Origin of the sequence: Geotalea uraniireducens Rf4, from assembly GCF_000016745.1 — a bacterium.
In the GTDB taxonomy this organism is placed as follows: Bacteria; Desulfobacterota; Desulfuromonadia; order Geobacterales; family Geobacteraceae; genus Geotalea; species Geotalea uraniireducens.
Genome location: NC_009483.1, coordinates 4,881,635 through 4,898,002, shown reverse-complemented (window position 1 = coordinate 4,898,002; position 16,368 = coordinate 4,881,635). Strand labels below are relative to the sequence as shown.

At 51.5% G+C, this 16,368-nt stretch carries 14 protein-coding genes; 13 read left to right on the top strand and 1 reads right to left on the bottom strand.

The features are described 5' to 3' along the window. From GURA_RS21535 to GURA_RS21475, 13 genes are all read left to right on the top strand, one after another. Entirely contained in the window at positions 1–507 is a 507-nt protein-coding gene (locus GURA_RS21535) for an NADH-quinone oxidoreductase subunit J (RefSeq protein WP_011941009.1), read from the top strand. A gap of 19 nt (positions 508–526) precedes the next feature. Further along, a complete protein-coding gene (nuoK, locus tag GURA_RS21530) occupies positions 527–829 on the top strand; it encodes an NADH-quinone oxidoreductase subunit NuoK (RefSeq protein ID WP_011941008.1) in 303 nt (100 codons plus the stop codon). 45 nt (positions 830–874) lie between these two features. Beyond that, positions 875–2,881: an NADH-quinone oxidoreductase subunit L gene (gene nuoL, locus GURA_RS21525; protein ID WP_011941007.1), complete on the top strand. Its 2,007-nt coding sequence runs from the start codon at positions 875–877 to the stop codon at positions 2,879–2,881. A gap of 41 nt (positions 2,882–2,922) precedes the next feature. Then, complete coding sequence (locus GURA_RS21520; protein ID WP_011941006.1) at positions 2,923–4,500, top strand: NADH-quinone oxidoreductase subunit M; 1,578 nt, start codon at positions 2,923–2,925, stop codon at positions 4,498–4,500. Between the two features lie 32 nt (positions 4,501–4,532). Beyond that, positions 4,533–5,996, top strand: coding sequence for an NADH-quinone oxidoreductase subunit N (locus tag GURA_RS21515; RefSeq protein WP_011941005.1), 1,464 nt, complete (start codon positions 4,533–4,535; stop codon positions 5,994–5,996). 327 nt (positions 5,997–6,323) lie between these two features. Beyond that, positions 6,324–7,664: a TolC family protein gene (locus tag GURA_RS21510; protein WP_232278953.1), complete on the top strand. Its 1,341-nt coding sequence runs from the start codon at positions 6,324–6,326 to the stop codon at positions 7,662–7,664. Continuing rightward, the gene (locus GURA_RS21505; RefSeq protein WP_011941003.1) at positions 7,661–8,776 is read left to right on the top strand and encodes an efflux RND transporter periplasmic adaptor subunit; all 1,116 of its coding nucleotides are present in this window, start codon (positions 7,661–7,663) and stop codon (positions 8,774–8,776) included. Before GURA_RS21510 ends, GURA_RS21505 begins: the two co-directional genes overlap by 4 nt. Before the next feature lie 97 nt (positions 8,777–8,873). Then, the gene (locus GURA_RS21500; protein WP_011941002.1) at positions 8,874–12,089 is read left to right on the top strand and encodes an efflux RND transporter permease subunit; all 3,216 of its coding nucleotides are present in this window, start codon (positions 8,874–8,876) and stop codon (positions 12,087–12,089) included. Positions 12,090–12,153: 64 nt separating this feature from the next. Beyond that, positions 12,154–12,576 (top strand): C-GCAxxG-C-C family protein, encoded by a 423-nt coding sequence (locus GURA_RS21495; RefSeq protein WP_041245602.1) that lies wholly within the window; start codon positions 12,154–12,156, stop codon positions 12,574–12,576. A 74-nt stretch (positions 12,577–12,650) separates the two neighbouring features. After that, the gene (locus tag GURA_RS21490; RefSeq protein ID WP_011941000.1) at positions 12,651–12,863 is read left to right on the top strand and encodes a YgaP family membrane protein; all 213 of its coding nucleotides are present in this window, start codon (positions 12,651–12,653) and stop codon (positions 12,861–12,863) included. Beyond that, complete coding sequence (locus tag GURA_RS21485; protein WP_011940999.1) at positions 12,860–13,690, top strand: MBL fold metallo-hydrolase; 831 nt, start codon at positions 12,860–12,862, stop codon at positions 13,688–13,690. Before GURA_RS21490 ends, GURA_RS21485 begins: the two co-directional genes overlap by 4 nt. 36 nt (positions 13,691–13,726) lie before the next feature. Next, the gene (locus GURA_RS21480; protein WP_011940998.1) at positions 13,727–14,104 is read left to right on the top strand and encodes a rhodanese-like domain-containing protein; all 378 of its coding nucleotides are present in this window, start codon (positions 13,727–13,729) and stop codon (positions 14,102–14,104) included. 41 nt (positions 14,105–14,145) lie between these two features. Beyond that, on the top strand, positions 14,146–14,442 hold the full coding sequence (locus GURA_RS21475; RefSeq protein WP_011940997.1) for an ArsR/SmtB family transcription factor: 297 nt from the start codon (positions 14,146–14,148) through the stop codon (positions 14,440–14,442). Here the strand turns inward: GURA_RS21475 and GURA_RS21470 are convergent. After that, positions 14,417–16,120, bottom strand: coding sequence for a methyl-accepting chemotaxis protein (locus GURA_RS21470; protein WP_011940996.1), 1,704 nt, complete (start codon positions 16,118–16,120; stop codon positions 14,417–14,419). The two genes, GURA_RS21475 and GURA_RS21470, sit on opposite strands and share 26 nt — an antisense overlap. Positions 16,121–16,368: the final 248 nt, after the last annotated feature.

The following is a 16,368-nucleotide window of genomic DNA, read 5'->3' as shown; positions in this document are numbered from 1 at the left end:
ATGCTAGAATCGTTATTCTTCATCATCGTGGCAGCGGTGGCTGTCATATCCAGCATTCTGGTTATAACCTGCAAAAATCCGATCAACAGTGCCCTTTCGCTGGTCATGACCTTCTTTTGCCTTGCGACCTTTTACGTTATGCTGGATGCCCCATTTATGGCAGCCATACAGGTGATTGTCTATGCCGGCGCGATTATGGTTCTGATTGTTTTTGTAATCATGCTGCTCAACATAAGAACTGAAACCGGCAGAAAAACCACACATGCGATACTGGCAGGCAGCATAATCGGTCTTTTGGTTCTGTTCCAGACATGTTATTTCCTGTTCAGAAGCTCACTGACCGGCAACAAGGGCGTCATGGATACCGCATTGGTTGAACGGGTTGGTCATGTCGAACTCATAGGTAAGGCTTTGTACACAGAATTCTTGCTCCCCTTTGAAATAACATCGTTGCTGCTGCTTGTAGCAATCATCGGCGCCGTGATTCTCACTAAAAGAAAAATTTAAAGAACTCAGGAGTAAAGACATGTTAGCCTTAAACAACTATCTAATACTCAGCGCAATATTATTCTCAATAGGTACTATCGGCGTACTTGTCAGAAGAAATGCCATTGTGATCTTCATGTGTGTCGAGATGATGCTGAACGCAGTAAACCTGACCTTTATTGCTTTTTCCAAATATCTTGGCAACATTGACGGCCAGATCTTTGTATTCTTCGTTATGACGGTCGCAGCTGCTGAAGCAGCGGTCGGCCTTGCTCTTATGATTGCCTTCTATAAAAATAGAGAGTCGATTGACGTTGAAGATGTCAATCTCATGAAATGGTAGTTACAGCGTTAAATTTAAGGAAACTATCAGATAAAGGAGTCAGGAATGTTTGAATACGTATGGTTGATCCCACTTTTCCCACTCATAGGTGTGGTAATCAACGGCCTATTCGGCAAATCAATAAAGAATGAGAAGATTATAGGCGGGATCGGATCGTTAATGGTCTTTGGTTCTTTCCTGGTTTCTTGCAGCATACTGTTCAAGTTACTGTCGCTTCCCAGTGAAGAGCGTTTATTCGAACTGAACCTCTTTACCTGGATTCAGTCCGGTAACTTTAAAGCAGATATCGGTTTTCTCATAGATCCGCTTTCAGCTTTAATGATAATGGTTGTTACCGGTGTCGGTTTCCTTATCCATCTCTATTCGATTGGTTATATGCACGGAGAAGAAGGATTCTACCGCTACTTCACCTACTTGAACCTGTTTACATTTTCCATGCTGCTTCTGGTTCTCGGCAATAACCTGTTGCTCATGTTTGTCGGCTGGGAAGGTGTCGGTCTCTGTTCCTATCTGCTCATCGGGTATTATTTCCATAAGAAATCTGCCGGCGATGCAGGCAAAAAAGCATTCGTCATGAACAGGGTCGGTGACTTTGGTTTTCTTCTCGGCTTATTTACACTCTTCTGGTACCTCGGCCATAACCATAATGTCTGGACGATAAATTTTGTCCAGCTTGGCCAGGCTTCACATCTGCTTCCCATTGGCGGAGTTGTAACTATCATTACATTATGCTTCTTCCTTGGTGCGACCGGCAAGTCAGCTCAGATTCCGCTTTACACCTGGCTCCCGGACGCGATGGAAGGTCCGACCCCTGTTTCTGCGCTCATCCATGCTGCGACAATGGTTACCGCCGGTGTTTACATGATCGGTCGCATGAACTTCATATTCATCAAAGCTCCTGAGACGATGCTTGTTATTGCTTGCGTCGGTGCGGCAACAGCTATCTTTGCCGCAACCATCGGCACAGCCCAGAACGACATCAAGCGAGTTCTTGCCTATTCCACGGTATCCCAGCTCGGTTTCATGTTCTTGGCCATGGGGGTCGGTGCATTTGCCGCCGGCGTATTCCACCTGATGACCCACGCATTCTTCAAGGCATGTCTGTTTCTTGGTTCAGGATCGGTTATTCACTCCATGCACCATGCATTGCACCACGCACATTCCCACGATGATGCCCAGGATATGCGCAACATGGGTGGATTGAAATCCAAGATGCCGATCACCTTCCTGACTTTTCTGGTATCTACCATAGCCATAGCAGGTATCCCCGGCTTCTCCGGATTCTTTTCAAAGGACGAGATCCTCTGGCAAGCGTTTGCCAATCCGTACCATGGTAACCTCAACTATATACTCTGGGGAACAGGCGCCGTTGCAGCCGGTTTCACAGCGTTCTATATGTTCCGTCTTGTGTTCATGACGTTCTTTGGCGAATGCCGCATTAATCCAAAGGCTAAAGACCATCTCCACGAATCGCCGTTTGTCATCACCTTGCCGCTCATGGTTCTGGGTACCCTGGCCGTTGTAGGCGGCTACGTTGGCATACCTAAGTTGATCGGTGAAATGTTCGGCGGGATACCCAATTACTTTGAACACTATCTTGAGCCGGTTTTCAGGATCTCCGAAGAGTTCGCCAAGGAGCACGGTCATGCTGCTGCGCATCACAGCGCCTCCCTTGAGTGGGGTTTGATGGGTACTTCTGTAATCATCGCAGTAATTGGCATCAGCATAGCTTATGCACTCTATATAGTTTCACCATCAATACCGGCAAAGTTTACCGCTGCATTCCCGGGTCTGCATAAGGCTGTCTACAATAAGTGGTATATCGACGAACTCTACGACTTCCTCTTTGTCAATCCCTGCAAAGCAATCGGCAGATTTCTCTGGAAGGGTTTTGATGTGCTCGTGGTTGACGGCATAGTCAACGGTGTAGCCAAGACAGTAATCGGTTTCAGTGCAGTACTGAGAAACATTCAATCGGGTTATGTCCATAACTATGCCTTTTCGATGGCTCTGGGCATGGTTGTGATTGTCGGTTATTACATTTTTCGCTAGGAATTAGATAATTTTTGTCAGAAGTAAAAGGAGCAGAGTAAATGAACCAGATGCCTGCGTTACTGAGCATAATAACTTTCCTGCCGCTGTTAGGGGTATTTCTCCTATTCTTTGTAAATAAGAACAGCCACGCGGTCTCGAGGGGAATTGCCCTTGGAATTTCTCTGATAGCATTTATAGTGTCGCTACCTCTGGTTACGGGATTTCAGAATAATGCCGAGTTTCAGTTTGTCGAAATGATACCCTGGATCGCAGCAGGCCCGTTTCAGATGAACTACCATATCGGCATCGATGGGATAAGCCTCTGGCTTGTAATCCTGACAACCTTCATCATGCCTATCGCCATACTTTCGACCTGGACAGCGGTTGAAGAAAAGGTGAAGGAATACATGATCTGCCTGCTTCTGCTCGAAGTCGGCATGCTCGGTGCGTTTATTTCTCTCGACCTGTTCCTTTTCTACATTTTCTGGGAAGTAATGCTTATTCCGATGTATTTCATCATCGGTATCTGGGGTGGCAAGAATAAGATTTATGCAGCGGTTAAGTTTTTTATCTACACCATGGTTGGCTCACTCCTCATGCTTGTTGCGCTCATTACCCTCTATTTCAAAGCAGGGGGGGGCGATTTTAATCTGTTGAAATTCTATCAGTTGTCACTTGACCCAGCTACTCAGACATGGATGTTCCTTGCATTTGCCCTGGCCTTCGCAATTAAGGTTCCCATGTTCCCCTTACACACATGGTTGCCGGATGCCCACACCGAAGCACCTACAGCCGGTTCTGTAATACTTGCAGCAGTGCTCCTGAAGATGGGTACCTACGGCTTTGTCCGTTTTGCCATCCCGCTTTTCCCGATTGCAACGGCGCAGTTTACGCCACTTATTGCTACTCTTTCTGTAATCGGCATTATTTACGCTGCACTGGTTGCCATGGTCCAGGAAGATGTGAAGAAGTTGGTTGCGTACTCATCAGTAGCGCATCTTGGTTTTGTCATGCTTGGTGTTTTTGCCCTTAACCAGCAAGGGATTGCCGGTGGCATGTTGCAGATGCTTAATCATGGTGTTTCAACCGGGGCACTGTTCCTTATCGTCGGCTTCATTTATGAACGTCGTCACACGCGGCTTATTACCGATTTCGGCGGCCTTTCCAAGCAGATGCCCGTATTTGCAACTATCTTCATGATTGTTACCCTTTCTTCCATCGGTTTGCCTGGAACAAACGGCTTTGTCGGTGAGTTCCTCGTCTTGATCGGCTCTTTTGAAAGCAGCATCAGATGGTATTCAATAATCGCATCAAGCGGCGTCATCCTCTCTGCTGTCTATATGTTATGGATGTTCCAGCGTGTAATGTTCGGAGAACTCAATAATCCGAAAAATCAGGTACTCAAGGATCTGAACGCAAGAGAAATCGTTATAATGTTGCCTCTGCTTGTACTGATATTCTTCATGGGTGTTTATCCCAAGCCGTTTCTCGACAAGATGACACCGTCCATCGACAACTTGATCCAACATGTCAAGACGAAGCAGGTTGCCGCCAATCAGCCTGCGCCAGTAGTGCAGCAGATGCAGATTATGCCACAGGCTGCACCCCAGGCAGCTACCGCAGCTGAAGTGAAATAGAACCGTTTAGAATAGCTACCGGAGGAAATTAGATGGAAACAATCGCTATGCCAGCCATAAACTTTACCGCGGTGATGCCTGAGACAATCCTTTCAGTCTTCGCCATGGTGCTCCTGCTGGTCAATGTCTTTGTCCCTGGCAAACAGAAGGCCTACCTGGGATATTTAAGCTTGATAGGCATTATCGTTTCTGCTGTAAGTGTCTTTAACGGTTGGGATGCTCCGCAGGCAATCAGGGAAGGTTTCAATGGTTCGGTGATCCAAGATAATTTCGCACTTTTCTTTAAAGCGATATTTTTGCTGTCAGCGGCCCTGACAATCCTGATAAGTGACCAGTACATGGAGCGTGAAGAGTGTAATCACGGTGAACTATATCCATTGATACTGCTCGCCACTGCCGGCATGATGCTGATGGCATCCGGCACCGATTTGATGACCATCTTCCTCGGACTCGAGGTGCTGTCTGTTTCCCTTTACGTGCTTGCTGGTTTCAATAGGAATAATATTAAGTCGAATGAAGCCGGCCTCAAGTACTTCCTGCTTGGAGCCTTTTCCACCGGGTTTCTCCTCTATGGTATGGCGCTTACGTATGGTTCGACGGGCACGACCAAGATAGCCAACATTGCAGCATATGTTGCTCAAAACGGATCGGTTACAGCCAACCCGATGTTCCTTGTCGGTATGCTACTTATAGCGATTGGCTTTTCGTTCAAAATTGCCGCCGCTCCCTTCCATATGTGGACGCCTGATGTGTACGAAGGTGCGCCGACACCGATGACGGCTTTCATGTCTGCCGGTCCGAAGGCTGCCGGATTTGCCGCCTTCATCAGGGTACTCGTGTTTGCTTTCCCAACCCTTAAGGCGGATTGGACTGATCTGCTTTGGATACTTGCCGTATTGACCATGACGGTTGGTAACATCATCGCTTTAAGCCAGGACAACATCAAACGCATGCTTGCGTATTCTTCGATCGCACATGCCGGCTATGCACTGGTTGGTTTTACGGCCGGGAATGCCGAGGGTGCAGCAGGTATCCTGTTCTACATGCTCTCCTACGCCTTTATGAATATCGGTGCTTTTGCCATCATCATACTGATTGGCAAAAAGGGCGAGGCGAACAACAATGTCTCCGATTATGCAGGTTTAGGTTTCAGGCGTCCTGTGCTTGCACTGATTATGGCTATTTTTCTCTTTTCACTTGCGGGTATTCCGCCAATGGTCGGTTTTGTCGGAAAGTTCTACCTCTTCTCTGCGGCTATTAAATCCGGTTATATCGGACTGGCTATCATAGGCGTTTTAAACAGCGCGGCATCTGTTTATTATTATTTGCGCGTTATGGTTTTCATGTACATGAAAGATCCTGTCGAAGAGTTTGATTGGGTAAAGGTAACACCCGCCATTGCACTTTGCCTGTTCATTTCTGTGGCCGGCGTTATGATTCCCGGAGTGATTCCCGGGTATCTCCTGCAGCTTGCCCAGAAGGCCGTCTTGTTCTAAGTTATATTTTCATACATTGAATATAAAAGTCCCCCTGTGAATTCAGGGGGACTTTTTTTTATTGTCCAGCACTCCAATTACAGACAAATGTATATCGTTCCGTGAACAGGATGATGAAGGACCTGCATATTTGACTATTACCTGATGATGCAAGTCGTCAGATTATGATGATTGTGCATCGTTTTATTGCAATTAATATTCAATATTAAAGAAAATGAATTAGTGGCCAAGTGAGCTATAATTAGCTTGACAATATGATGAAGAATATATATAAAAATCCATATATAAGAAATGGCTGTGTTTGAAAGCGATCAATGGAGTGAATCAGTGAGAAAAATAATAATTAGCATGGCTGTGATTCTTGCATTACCGGTTTCCGCCTATGCCGGAAACGCTAATGTTACTCTGCGGGAGGCAATAAGCCTAGCCCTGGAGAGACATCATCTGATAAAAGCTGCCGGATTTGAAAGAACGGCTGCCACAAGCGAGGAATCGATTAAGAAGAGCCGCTATCTGCCGCGCATCCTCATGGAGGAAGGTGTGGTTGCATCAAACGCTCCGACCAGGGTATTCATGATGAAACTTGATCAGGGACGGTTTGGTGCAAGCGATTTTGAGATCTCAAACCTCAATCATCCCAAGGCATCTAACGATTTCAGCACAAAGCTCATACTCGAACAACCTCTGTTTGATCTTTCCATTGGCCAGGGTGTTGAAATGGTGAAAAACGAGGAAAAAAAGCGTGACCTTTTGTTGGAAGGCCGTCGCCAGGAGGTTGCCGCAAAAGTATATTCAGCATATCTTGAAATACGTCGGGCCAGGGCTTACCTGAAAGCAACAGAACAAGCATTGATCGATGCGAGGGAGCATCAGAGGCTAGCCGTTGTCAGAAGCGAAGCTGGTGCGGGGTTGAAATCTGACGAATTGAGAGCCCGGACCTTTGTTTCTGAGGTCGAACAACAGAATATAACCGCAAATAACAACCTTCTTCTGGCTAAAATGAAGCTTACAAGGGCCACAGCCGGCAATGCCGGGGAGCTGCTCGATATAAGCGATGGCATTGACGTAATGCATCCGGTAATGGGTATTGACGATCTCAAAAAACTTGCACTGCAAAATCGCATAGACATGAAGACGATGGAAAAGGATGTGGACAAAGCGGCATTGGGGGTGAAAATGGCGCGTAGCGCATATCTGCCGACGATTTATGCAGACGCTTCATATCAGCTCAATGATCGGGACGTCCCGTTTGGTAATGATAATGATTCCTGGTTTGTCGGTGCAACACTTCGTTGGGAATTGTTTGACGGGATGAGGAGACGCAATGAAGTAAAGAAAAACGTGGCGCTGGAAAAGGCTGCAGCAGAGTATGTAGATGATTATAGGCAGGAAGTTGATTTGCAGGTCATGGAAAGCTTTCTCCGCTATCAGGAGGCTCTGAAAAAATTGGAAGTAGCCCGTAACTCGTCTGTGGATGCTGATGAAAGCGTACGCCTGTTGGAGAAGCGTTTTCAGAACTCTCTGGCAACAATGTCCGAGCTGCTGGATGCGCAGACAGCCCTGAACAGGGCGAGGGCAAATGTAATCGATACGGAAAACCAGCTCGCACTCTCTGCTGCAGATATATATCTGGCCGCAGGGACATTTTTGCAGGAGGTCATGAAATGAAAAGGATTGGGGCGGTCGTAGCCTGCCTGATGTTTATCGCAACACTCTCCGTCCTTCCCGGATGCAGTGAAAAGATGAAGGAGGGGGCAATCCCACAGGACGTGCCCCATGTAAAGGGACTTTCCACGGAGAAAGTCACAGAGAGCGATATACCCGAACTCCTTGAAGCGGTGGGTACTGTCAAGTCGAAAAATACCGCACTTATTGCCGCCCGCATCTCCGGCATCGTTAGAACCATTTCGGCAAAGGAAGGGGACCGGGTTGCCAGAGGGAAGCATCTGATAACACTTGAAGCCAATGAAAGCTCGGCCGCGGCAGAAGCGGCATCCGCTGCTGTGGAAGAAGCAAGGCGTGGTATTGATGAGGCTCTCGCGCGCAAAAAACTTGCAGATACAACATTTGACAGATTCCATAAGCTCTATGACGAGCAGGCAGTGACCAGGCAGGAATTCGACGGCAGGCAAACGGAGAAGGAGCTGGCCGCACAAGGGCTGGCCCGCGCAGAGGCGCGGCTGGCACAGGCACGTGGAAATGCCAAAGCGGCAGATGCCGTGGCCGGATATGCCAAGATCGCGGCGCCGATAGCCGGCATAGTCACTGCAAAGGCCGTAGACGTCGGCATGACCGTACTGCCCGGCATGCCGCTGATAACCGTAGAAGAAGAGGGCAATTACAGGCTGGATGTCGCCGTGCCTGAAACAATGCTGGGAAGGGTGAAAATAGGCGATGCGGTCCGTGTTGCAATAGAGGGGAGCGATGCAGAAACAAGCGGGAGAGTGGTCGAGGTGGTTCCGACCGTTGACCCGATGAGCAGGACCTTTATCGCAAAGATTGACCTTGCTGCGAAAGGTTTACGTTCCGGTGTTTACGGCCGGGCACTGTTCGCTACCGGCAAAAGGAAAGGGGTGCTGATACCTAAAAGCGCCGTCGTCGAAAGGGGTGCGCTTACGCTTGTCTGGGTGGTGGACAAGGAGCACAGAGTGGGAATGCGTTTGGTAAAAACCGGCAAAGGCGTTGCTGACAAGGTGGAAATCCTCTCCGGTCTGTCAGCAGGTGAACTGGTCGTAACCGCCGGAGTGGAGAAGGCTGTCGATGGCGCAAAGGCCGAATAGCATCGGCAGATGCGCTGCTTGCCCGTTGAGCACGATAACCGCTCCTTTATGATTTATTGTTTGTTGAATCAAGAGTTGAAATTCCACGGAGATTGACATGAATAAGTTGGGTTTTGCCGGTGGGATCGCCCGAGCCTTCATCAACTCGAAGCTTACCCCATTGATTGTCGCGGCCTCGCTCCTGCTCGGCGTTTATGCAGTTTTGGTGACGCCGCGTGAGGAAGAACCGCAAATAGTCGTGCCGATGATCGACATCTATCTGCCGCTGCCGGGTTCAACCCCGAAGGAAGTGGAGGAGCGGATCGTCAAACCCTTTGAGAAAAAGATGTGGGAGATCAAGGGGGTTGAGTACATATATTCCGCCAGCCGACCTGGCATGGGGATTGTTACCGTGCGCTTCCTGGTCGGTCAGAACATGGAAGAATCGCTGGTCAAGCTCTACAACAAGGTGATGAGCAACCGCGGCATTCTTCCTCCCGGGAGCGGCGAGCCGCTCGTGGTCCCCAAGTCGATAGATGATGTGCCGATTCTTACCCTGACCCTCTGGTCGGAACATTACGACCATTACGCCTTGCGACGTGTGGCTAGCGAACTGTGTGACGAGCTGAAGAAAAGCGACGATGTGGCAGAAAGCGAGATAAAGGGTGGTCTCACCCGACAGGTAAAGGTTCGGCTCGATGCGGGCAAGATGGCGGCCTACAGCCTGTCACCGCTGCAGATCATGGGCGCCCTGCAAAAGGGAAATGTCGCGCTCGCGTCAGGTGCTTTTGCCAGCAGCAACAGGGAGTACCTGGTGCAAACGGGAACGTTTCTCGATGATGCAGAGGCGGTAAAACGGATCGTGGTCGCTGTCCATGACGGCCGGCCGGTTTATCTGGAGGAAGTGGCAATAGTGCAGGACGGCCCTGAGGAGGCGAAGGATTACGTCTTCTTCGGCATGGGCCCTGCGGCAGCGAAAAAAGGGATAAAGGGCAATAACGCGGCCAGCTTTCCAGCGGTGACCATTTCCGTGGCCAAGCGCAAGGGGGCAAACGCTACTTGGGTGGCCGAAGACATGTTGAAGCGCGCGGAGTTTCTCAAGGGGAAGCTGATCCCTTCCGATGTTCAGGTTACCGTAACCCGCAATTACGGAGAAACGGCCAAGGAGAAAAACAATGAGCTCCTCTTTCACATGTTCCTTGCGGCGATCTCGGTAACCATCCTGATTGCCGTATTCATGGGGTGGCGGGCCGGCGCGGTGGCGGCAATCGCCATACCCGTGACATTGGCTCTGACCATGCTGATCTTTAATCAGATCGGTTATACCCTCAATCGCATCACTCTCTTTGCCCTGATTTTCTCCATCGGCATCCTGGTGGACGATGCCATCGTCGTTGTCGAAAATATTCACCGCTACTTTACCACTACCAGGCTTGCCCCCCTGGAAGCCGCTATCAGGGCAGTGGATGAGATCGGCAATCCGACGGTGCTGGCCACCTTTGCCGTCATAGCCTCGATCCTGCCGATGGGTTTCGTCGGCGGTCTGATGGGGCCCTACATGCGGCCGATTCCGGTCGGTGCAAGCTTGGCCATGATTTTTTCGCTCCTGATCGCCTTTATCGTCACCCCCTATTTCGCATACCGTTTCATGAAGGGTGAATCACACTTCGGCTCCGAAAGGGAGGCGGAAGAGTCGCGGCTTACGGCCTTTTACCGCAAGATTATGGGGGCGTTGCTGCACAGGAAGCCGATCCGCTACGGTTTCCTCGCCGGGGTAGTCGCCCTGCTCCTCATCTCCTGCTCGCTCATCTACTTCAAGCTGGTGACGGTCAAGATGCTCCCCTTCGACAACAAGAACGAGCTCCAGGTGATCGTCGATGCGCCGGATGGCACGACACTGGAGGAAACCGCCCGAATGACCGCAGAAATGGGGGATGCGCTACGCAAGGTGCCGGAGGTGACAGATTTCCAGACCTATGTGGGGGTGAGTTCCCCCTTTAATTTCAACGGGCTGGTGCGCCACTACTACTTGCGCAAAGGCCCCAACGTGGCCGATATCCAGGTGAATTTCGTGAACAAGACGGAGCGGAGCGATCAGTCGCACGATATTGCCAAAAGGATCAGGCCGGTGCTAAAATCAGTTGCCGACCGTTATGCCGCGCGGATCAAGGTGGCGGAGATCCCGCCGGGGCCACCGGTACTTTCCACGCTCGTGGCGGAGATCTACGGACCTGACCAGGAGACGAGGCTTAAGATCGCGGCCCAGGTGAAGGAGATCTTCAAAAAGACCGCCGGCGTGGTCGACACGGACTGGTATGTCGAGGACAACCAGGCGAAATACACCTTTGAAGTGGATAAGGAAAAGGCGGCGCTTTCCGGAATTGCCGGCGAGGATGTGGTGAAAACCTTGCAGATGGCCTTGGGGGGCATGGATGCGGGTATGCTCCATCTGCCGAAGGAGAAGGAGCCGGTCGCCATCAACCTGCGGCTCCCCATCGACCAGCGAAGCTCCGTAAGCTCGCTTTCATCCATCTACGTGCCGGGACCCAGGGGGAATGTGCCGTTGTCCCAGCTCGTCCGGGTGAGCCGGGCTGATGAAGAGAAAACCCTCTACCGGAAGAACCTGAAGAGCGTGGTGTACGTCACCGGCGACGTGGCCGGGGTGGTGGAGGCGCCTGTCTACGCTATCCTCAAGATGCAGAAGGAGATCGACAAGATACCGCTTGCCGGCGGCTACAAGATCGAGCAACGGGCTGCCAGCCAGCCCTGGAGCGAGGAGCGGCCGGGGCTCAAGTGGGACGGCGAATGGCACATCACCTACGAGGTATTTCGCGACCTGGGGCTCGCCTTCGGCGCTGTCATGATCATCATTTACGTGCTCGTGGTGGCCTGGTTCCGGGATTTCACGACACCACTCGTGATCATGGCCCCCATTCCGCTCACCCTGATCGGCATCCTGCCGGGACATGCGCTGATGGGTGCGTTCTTTACCGCCACCAGCATGATCGGCTTCATTGCCCTGGCAGGGATCATCGTCAGGAACTCCATCATCCTCATCGATTTCGCCGAACTGAGGAGGCGGGAGGGGATGCCTCTCGACGAAGCGATCATCGACGCGGGGGCGGTCCGCTTCCGTCCCATGCTCCTGACCGCAGCAGCGGTAGTGGTGGGGAGTTTCGTCATCGTCTTCGATCCCATATTCCAGGGGCTGGCGCTGGCCATGATGTGCGGAGAAATAGCATCGACGACCCTCTCCAGGATCACCATACCGATCCTCTACTATATGGTGCAGTCGTGGAAGGAGAGGAGACAGACGGTGAGTAACGAGGGGTGACGCGGGGTTGTCCCGGAGAAATACAAAGCAAAATAAACAATATTCGCAAGTTTCTGGAGGTTTGATGTTCTGGTCAAAGTCGAAAACAGATGAGGTGGCGGTCGAGGGGATGGTTGGAAAGGTGGCTGCCGAGGCAGAAGGTCTGTATCGTTCCGGCAAAATGCACTGTGCCGAGGCGGTCCTGGCCGCAGTAAAGAACAATTTCGCACCGACGGTCGCCGATGAGGTGGTCCGGCTGGCCGCCGGTTTCGGCGGCGGGTCAGGCTCCGGCTGCCTCTGCGGTGCGGTTGCCGGCGGAACCATCGCCATTGGGCTCGTCCTGCAAGACGACAAAAAGCGAGTGATGGCCCTCACCCGCGAACTGCACAAGTGGTTCAAGGAGCAGTACGGCGCCACCTGCTGCAAGATCATCACGCAAAACGGCAAAGGGGGATGCGCAATCCTCACCGGCAATGTGGCGGGGAAGGTGGCGGAGTTGCTGTCTTAGGAGCCGCCTTGATAGGGTGAACAGCCGTTTTCGCCGGAAGAGGTGTCGTCAACAACAAACAAAGGAGAAATAAGATGTACATTGACAGAATGCTGAGGATCATCGCCGGGTTTTTTATTTTGTTGTCGGTTACCCTGGCCCATTTCCACAACATCAACTGGCTCTGGTTTACCGCTTTCGTCGGGCTGAACCTGTTTCAGTCGGGCTTCACCAACTGGTGCCCGATGATGACCATTCTGGAGAAGGCGGGTGTGCCGAAGTTTCCGAAAGGGTGCGATTGCAAATGAAATTCCGCATTACCGTCCTTTGCGATAACAGCGTAGGGCCGATCTCCGGAACCCTCGGCGAGCATGGGTTTGCCGCGCTGGTGGAGCATGAAGGCGACGCCGTGCTCTTTGATACAGGTCAGGGTAATACGCTTCTGCACAACGCCCAGCGCATGAACCGGGACCTGCGTAAAGTCGGCAAAGTCGTTCTTTCCCACGGCCATTACGACCATACCGGCGGCTTGTGGCCTTTGCTGCAGAGCTGCGGCGGCAAGGAGGTTTATGCCCATCCGGGTGTTTTTGCCCGTCGCTATGCGGTACGGGACCGGGAGAAGAGCCAGTCGATCGGCATCCCGTATGGGGAGGAGTTTCTGCGTGGCCAGGGGGCTGCGTTCAATCTCAGCGAGGTTTTCCGCGAAATAGAGCCGGATATCTTTCTGACCGGCGAAGTGCCGAGAACGACACCCTACGAGCAGGGAGACACCGGCCTTTTTTGTGACGATGCGGGCTGTTCACCGGATCACCTGCCCGACGATCAATCACTGATACTGCGGACAGCGAGGGGGCTGGTGCTGCTCCTCGGCTGCTGTCATGCCGGGATCATCAACACCATTGAACTGGCAAGGGAAAAAACGGGAATAACCGAACTCTATGCCGTGATCGGCGGAAGCCATCTCGGTTTTTGTTCGCAGGCGCAACTGGCTGAAACGATCAAGGCCCTGCGCGTTTCCGGTGTTCAGAAAATCTGCGGCAGCCATTGCACCGGTTTTGCCGCGTCGGCCAGGCTGGCGAAGGAGTTCCCGGGACATTATCACCCGGCTCAGGTGGGATACACACTGGAAGTATGAGGGTGTGGCAAAAGTATTACGAGGGGAGAAAGCCACATGAAGAAAACGGGTTTAATTAGTGCAATCATTCTGACCGCTGCATCATTGGCAATTGCCGCAGGGCAGAGGAACATAAGTTCCTTGCAGGCGCGCGCACTGCTGGCGAAGAACAAAAACGCCTTCCTGCTCGATGTACGTACACCGGACGAGTACCGGCAGGCGCATTTGAAAGGGGCGGTGCTGATCCCTCTCAACGAAATAGAGCGCCGTCTGGGCGAAGTTCCCAAAAACAGGACGATTGTGGTTTACTGCGCTGTCGGTTCCCGTTCCAATCTCGTGGCCGGTTTTTTGGCAGGCAAGGGTTACGGCGAGGTTTACAACGTGAGCGACGGTATTGTCGGCTGGTATAGAAACCACTTGCCGATCGATCGATGAGTAACGACCATGCGGATTTCAAACTACACGGTGAGTTTTCGATGACGGCTAACGGCATAGGGCGACCGGAAATGGATCTGGAGGAAAAGGCGCTGCTGCTCAGGACGCTCGGCCATCCGGTGCGGCTGAAGATCGTGGCCGGACTCGCCGGGAAATGTGCCTGCGTAAAGGAGATCTGGGAGTGTCTCCGGTTGCCGCAGGCTATAGTTTCGCAACATCTGAAGGTAATGAAGAAAAACGGCATACTGGATGCCAAACGGGATGGGGTAAGGGTCTGCTATTCGTTGAAGAATGAGATGATGGCCGAACTGGTCACTGTATTGCTGGCCGGGAAGTGAACGGCGCCAGTTCCTTGCATAGATCTTCGGTCATTGTGGTGATCTTGTCGATCTGATCCATCATCTGCCTGGCTTCTCCGGCGTTTGCTTCAATGAGAGATCCCGCTTCCCTGACGTAGTTCACGAGAACGTCTCCCATCATTATCTGCTGAATGGCCGTATCCTTCAGTTCCTTCACCTTGTCATTATCCTCCATTATGCTCTTCAGGTAGAGACGGTTGCCGCGCGCCTGTTCCTGAGTCGAGTTGGTAATAAGCTGGGAAAGGGAACGCATATGTTCCAAGGCCTTTACAATATGGCTTATTCCTCGCTCCTGCTCCTGAATGGCCTTGGTGACCTGCTTTACCCGGTGGAAATTCTTTTCCGCCTCATCGGTGATGAGCCTGCTTGAGGACGCCTGCTCAACCGTTGCGGCAGCGATTTTTTGCACCATTTGCGATGCCTCCGCAGCGCTTTCCTCGATCTTCTCCAGCGCATTGCTGGCCAATGCCGAAATTTTTACCCCTTCCTTGATCCGGTCTTTCCCTTGTGCAACCGTTCGCTGCACGTCCGCCGTTTCTTTCTGTATGTTCTTGACCAGATCTTCGATCTCCTTGGCGGATAAGGCTGTCCTGTGGGCGAGGGAGCGCACCTCTTCGGCAACAACGGTAAATGCCTTGCCTCGCTCCCCAGCCTGGGCTGCGATTATGGAGGCGTTCAGGGAGAGGAGGTTCGTCTGTTCAACCACATCCTTGATTACGTTCAGAAACTCTCCGACCCGGGCTGAATGGACGGCCAGCCGGTTTATGGCGGCAAAGGACTCGGCGTTGCTCTTTTCGATTTCCTGCATGGACTTGAGCGTGGCCGTCATTGAACGCATCCCTTCCTGGGCCTTCTTCCGCACATTTTCGGAGCATTCACTGGTCTTTTGGGCATTGTCGCGCATATCCGTCGTGACGGTATTTATCTGATTGATTGAACCGGACGTCTGTTCCGTGGAAACCGCCAACGCCTCGATGTTGCTGGTGGTCTCCTTGATGCTGAGGGCCATTTCTTCTATGGATGCAGACGTTTCAAGCACTGATGAGGAATAGTCCTTTATATTTTCAGCGATGGTGTCGGTGGTGGCGCTCATTTCCGCAGTTATGGACGCCCGTTCATCGGTCCTGTGCGAAATATCCTCAATCTCCTTCAAAAGATCGTTGAAGAAACCGTTCATCTCCTGGACGGCCTGCAACGTCTCCTTTTCCTTGTCGGACTGCTTTTCGCTCCCCTGGACGATCTCTTTCGACTGTTCCCCGATCTGCCGATGGAACGCGCCTATATCCCGGATAAGGGCGGTAACGTTGCCGACCATTGCCAGGACCTTCCCCATCAGGAGGTCGTAGCATTCAAGAAGAAGCTTGAGTTCGTCTTCACCCTTGGCAAGGGCCCGCGTCTCTTCTTCGCCTGCAATACGGCTCAGCACCAGCCATTGGCGTTCCAGATAGATCTTCATCACCTGTTTGATGATGTAATGGCAGAATGTGCCTACCAGCACCCCGGCGGTGAGGCAGCCGATGACGTAAAGGAAGGTAAATGCCTTGCTGCCGAAAAAAATGTAGGAATAAAAGGGGAACAATCCACCCATCAAAAGGCCGAAACAGAGCATGAAAAAATAGGTGCTCCGTAATGAGGAAAGGTATTTTCTGAAGAACATAAAACCTCTGGGGTTGCGCTATCTAGCTGTTTCTCCATACCTATCACGGCCCAGAAAGGGTGTCAATCAAATATGCCGAAGCAAGGGTCGCCCATCTTTCGGGCCTGAAACCAATAGAAATGAAAGGCTTTCATAGTCATGTCGGTGGAATTAGTGATCGAACACATGCCCGGGCGCTCCAAGATAAGCTACAGACTGGCTTTATGGAGGGGAAAGGAGCTGCTCGGGGATAAATTAATTCTAAAGAT

What these genes read in the sequence shown, in the direction of transcription:
- nuoL (WP_011941007.1), top strand. Translation starts at nt 875, where the DNA reads ATGTTTGAATACGTATGGTTGATCCCACTTTTCCCACTCATAGGTGTG.
- GURA_RS21505 (WP_011941003.1), top strand. Translation starts at nt 7,661, where the DNA reads ATGAAAAGGATTGGGGCGGTCGTAGCCTGCCTGATGTTTATCGCAACA.
- GURA_RS21470 (WP_011940996.1), bottom strand. Translation starts at nt 16,120, where the DNA reads ATGTTCTTCAGAAAATACCTTTCCTCATTACGGAGCACCTATTTTTTC.
- GURA_RS21520 (WP_011941006.1), top strand. Translation starts at nt 2,923, where the DNA reads ATGAACCAGATGCCTGCGTTACTGAGCATAATAACTTTCCTGCCGCTG.
- GURA_RS21485 (WP_011940999.1), top strand. Translation starts at nt 12,860, where the DNA reads ATGAAATTCCGCATTACCGTCCTTTGCGATAACAGCGTAGGGCCGATC.
- GURA_RS21475 (WP_011940997.1), top strand. Translation starts at nt 14,146, where the DNA reads ATGACGGCTAACGGCATAGGGCGACCGGAAATGGATCTGGAGGAAAAG.
- GURA_RS21535 (WP_011941009.1), top strand. Translation starts at nt 1, where the DNA reads ATGCTAGAATCGTTATTCTTCATCATCGTGGCAGCGGTGGCTGTCATA.
- nuoK (WP_011941008.1), top strand. Translation starts at nt 527, where the DNA reads ATGTTAGCCTTAAACAACTATCTAATACTCAGCGCAATATTATTCTCA.
- GURA_RS21490 (WP_011941000.1), top strand. Translation starts at nt 12,651, where the DNA reads ATGTACATTGACAGAATGCTGAGGATCATCGCCGGGTTTTTTATTTTG.
- GURA_RS21500 (WP_011941002.1), top strand. Translation starts at nt 8,874, where the DNA reads ATGAATAAGTTGGGTTTTGCCGGTGGGATCGCCCGAGCCTTCATCAAC.
- GURA_RS21495 (WP_041245602.1), top strand. Translation starts at nt 12,154, where the DNA reads ATGTTCTGGTCAAAGTCGAAAACAGATGAGGTGGCGGTCGAGGGGATG.
- GURA_RS21515 (WP_011941005.1), top strand. Translation starts at nt 4,533, where the DNA reads ATGGAAACAATCGCTATGCCAGCCATAAACTTTACCGCGGTGATGCCT.
- GURA_RS21480 (WP_011940998.1), top strand. Translation starts at nt 13,727, where the DNA reads ATGAAGAAAACGGGTTTAATTAGTGCAATCATTCTGACCGCTGCATCA.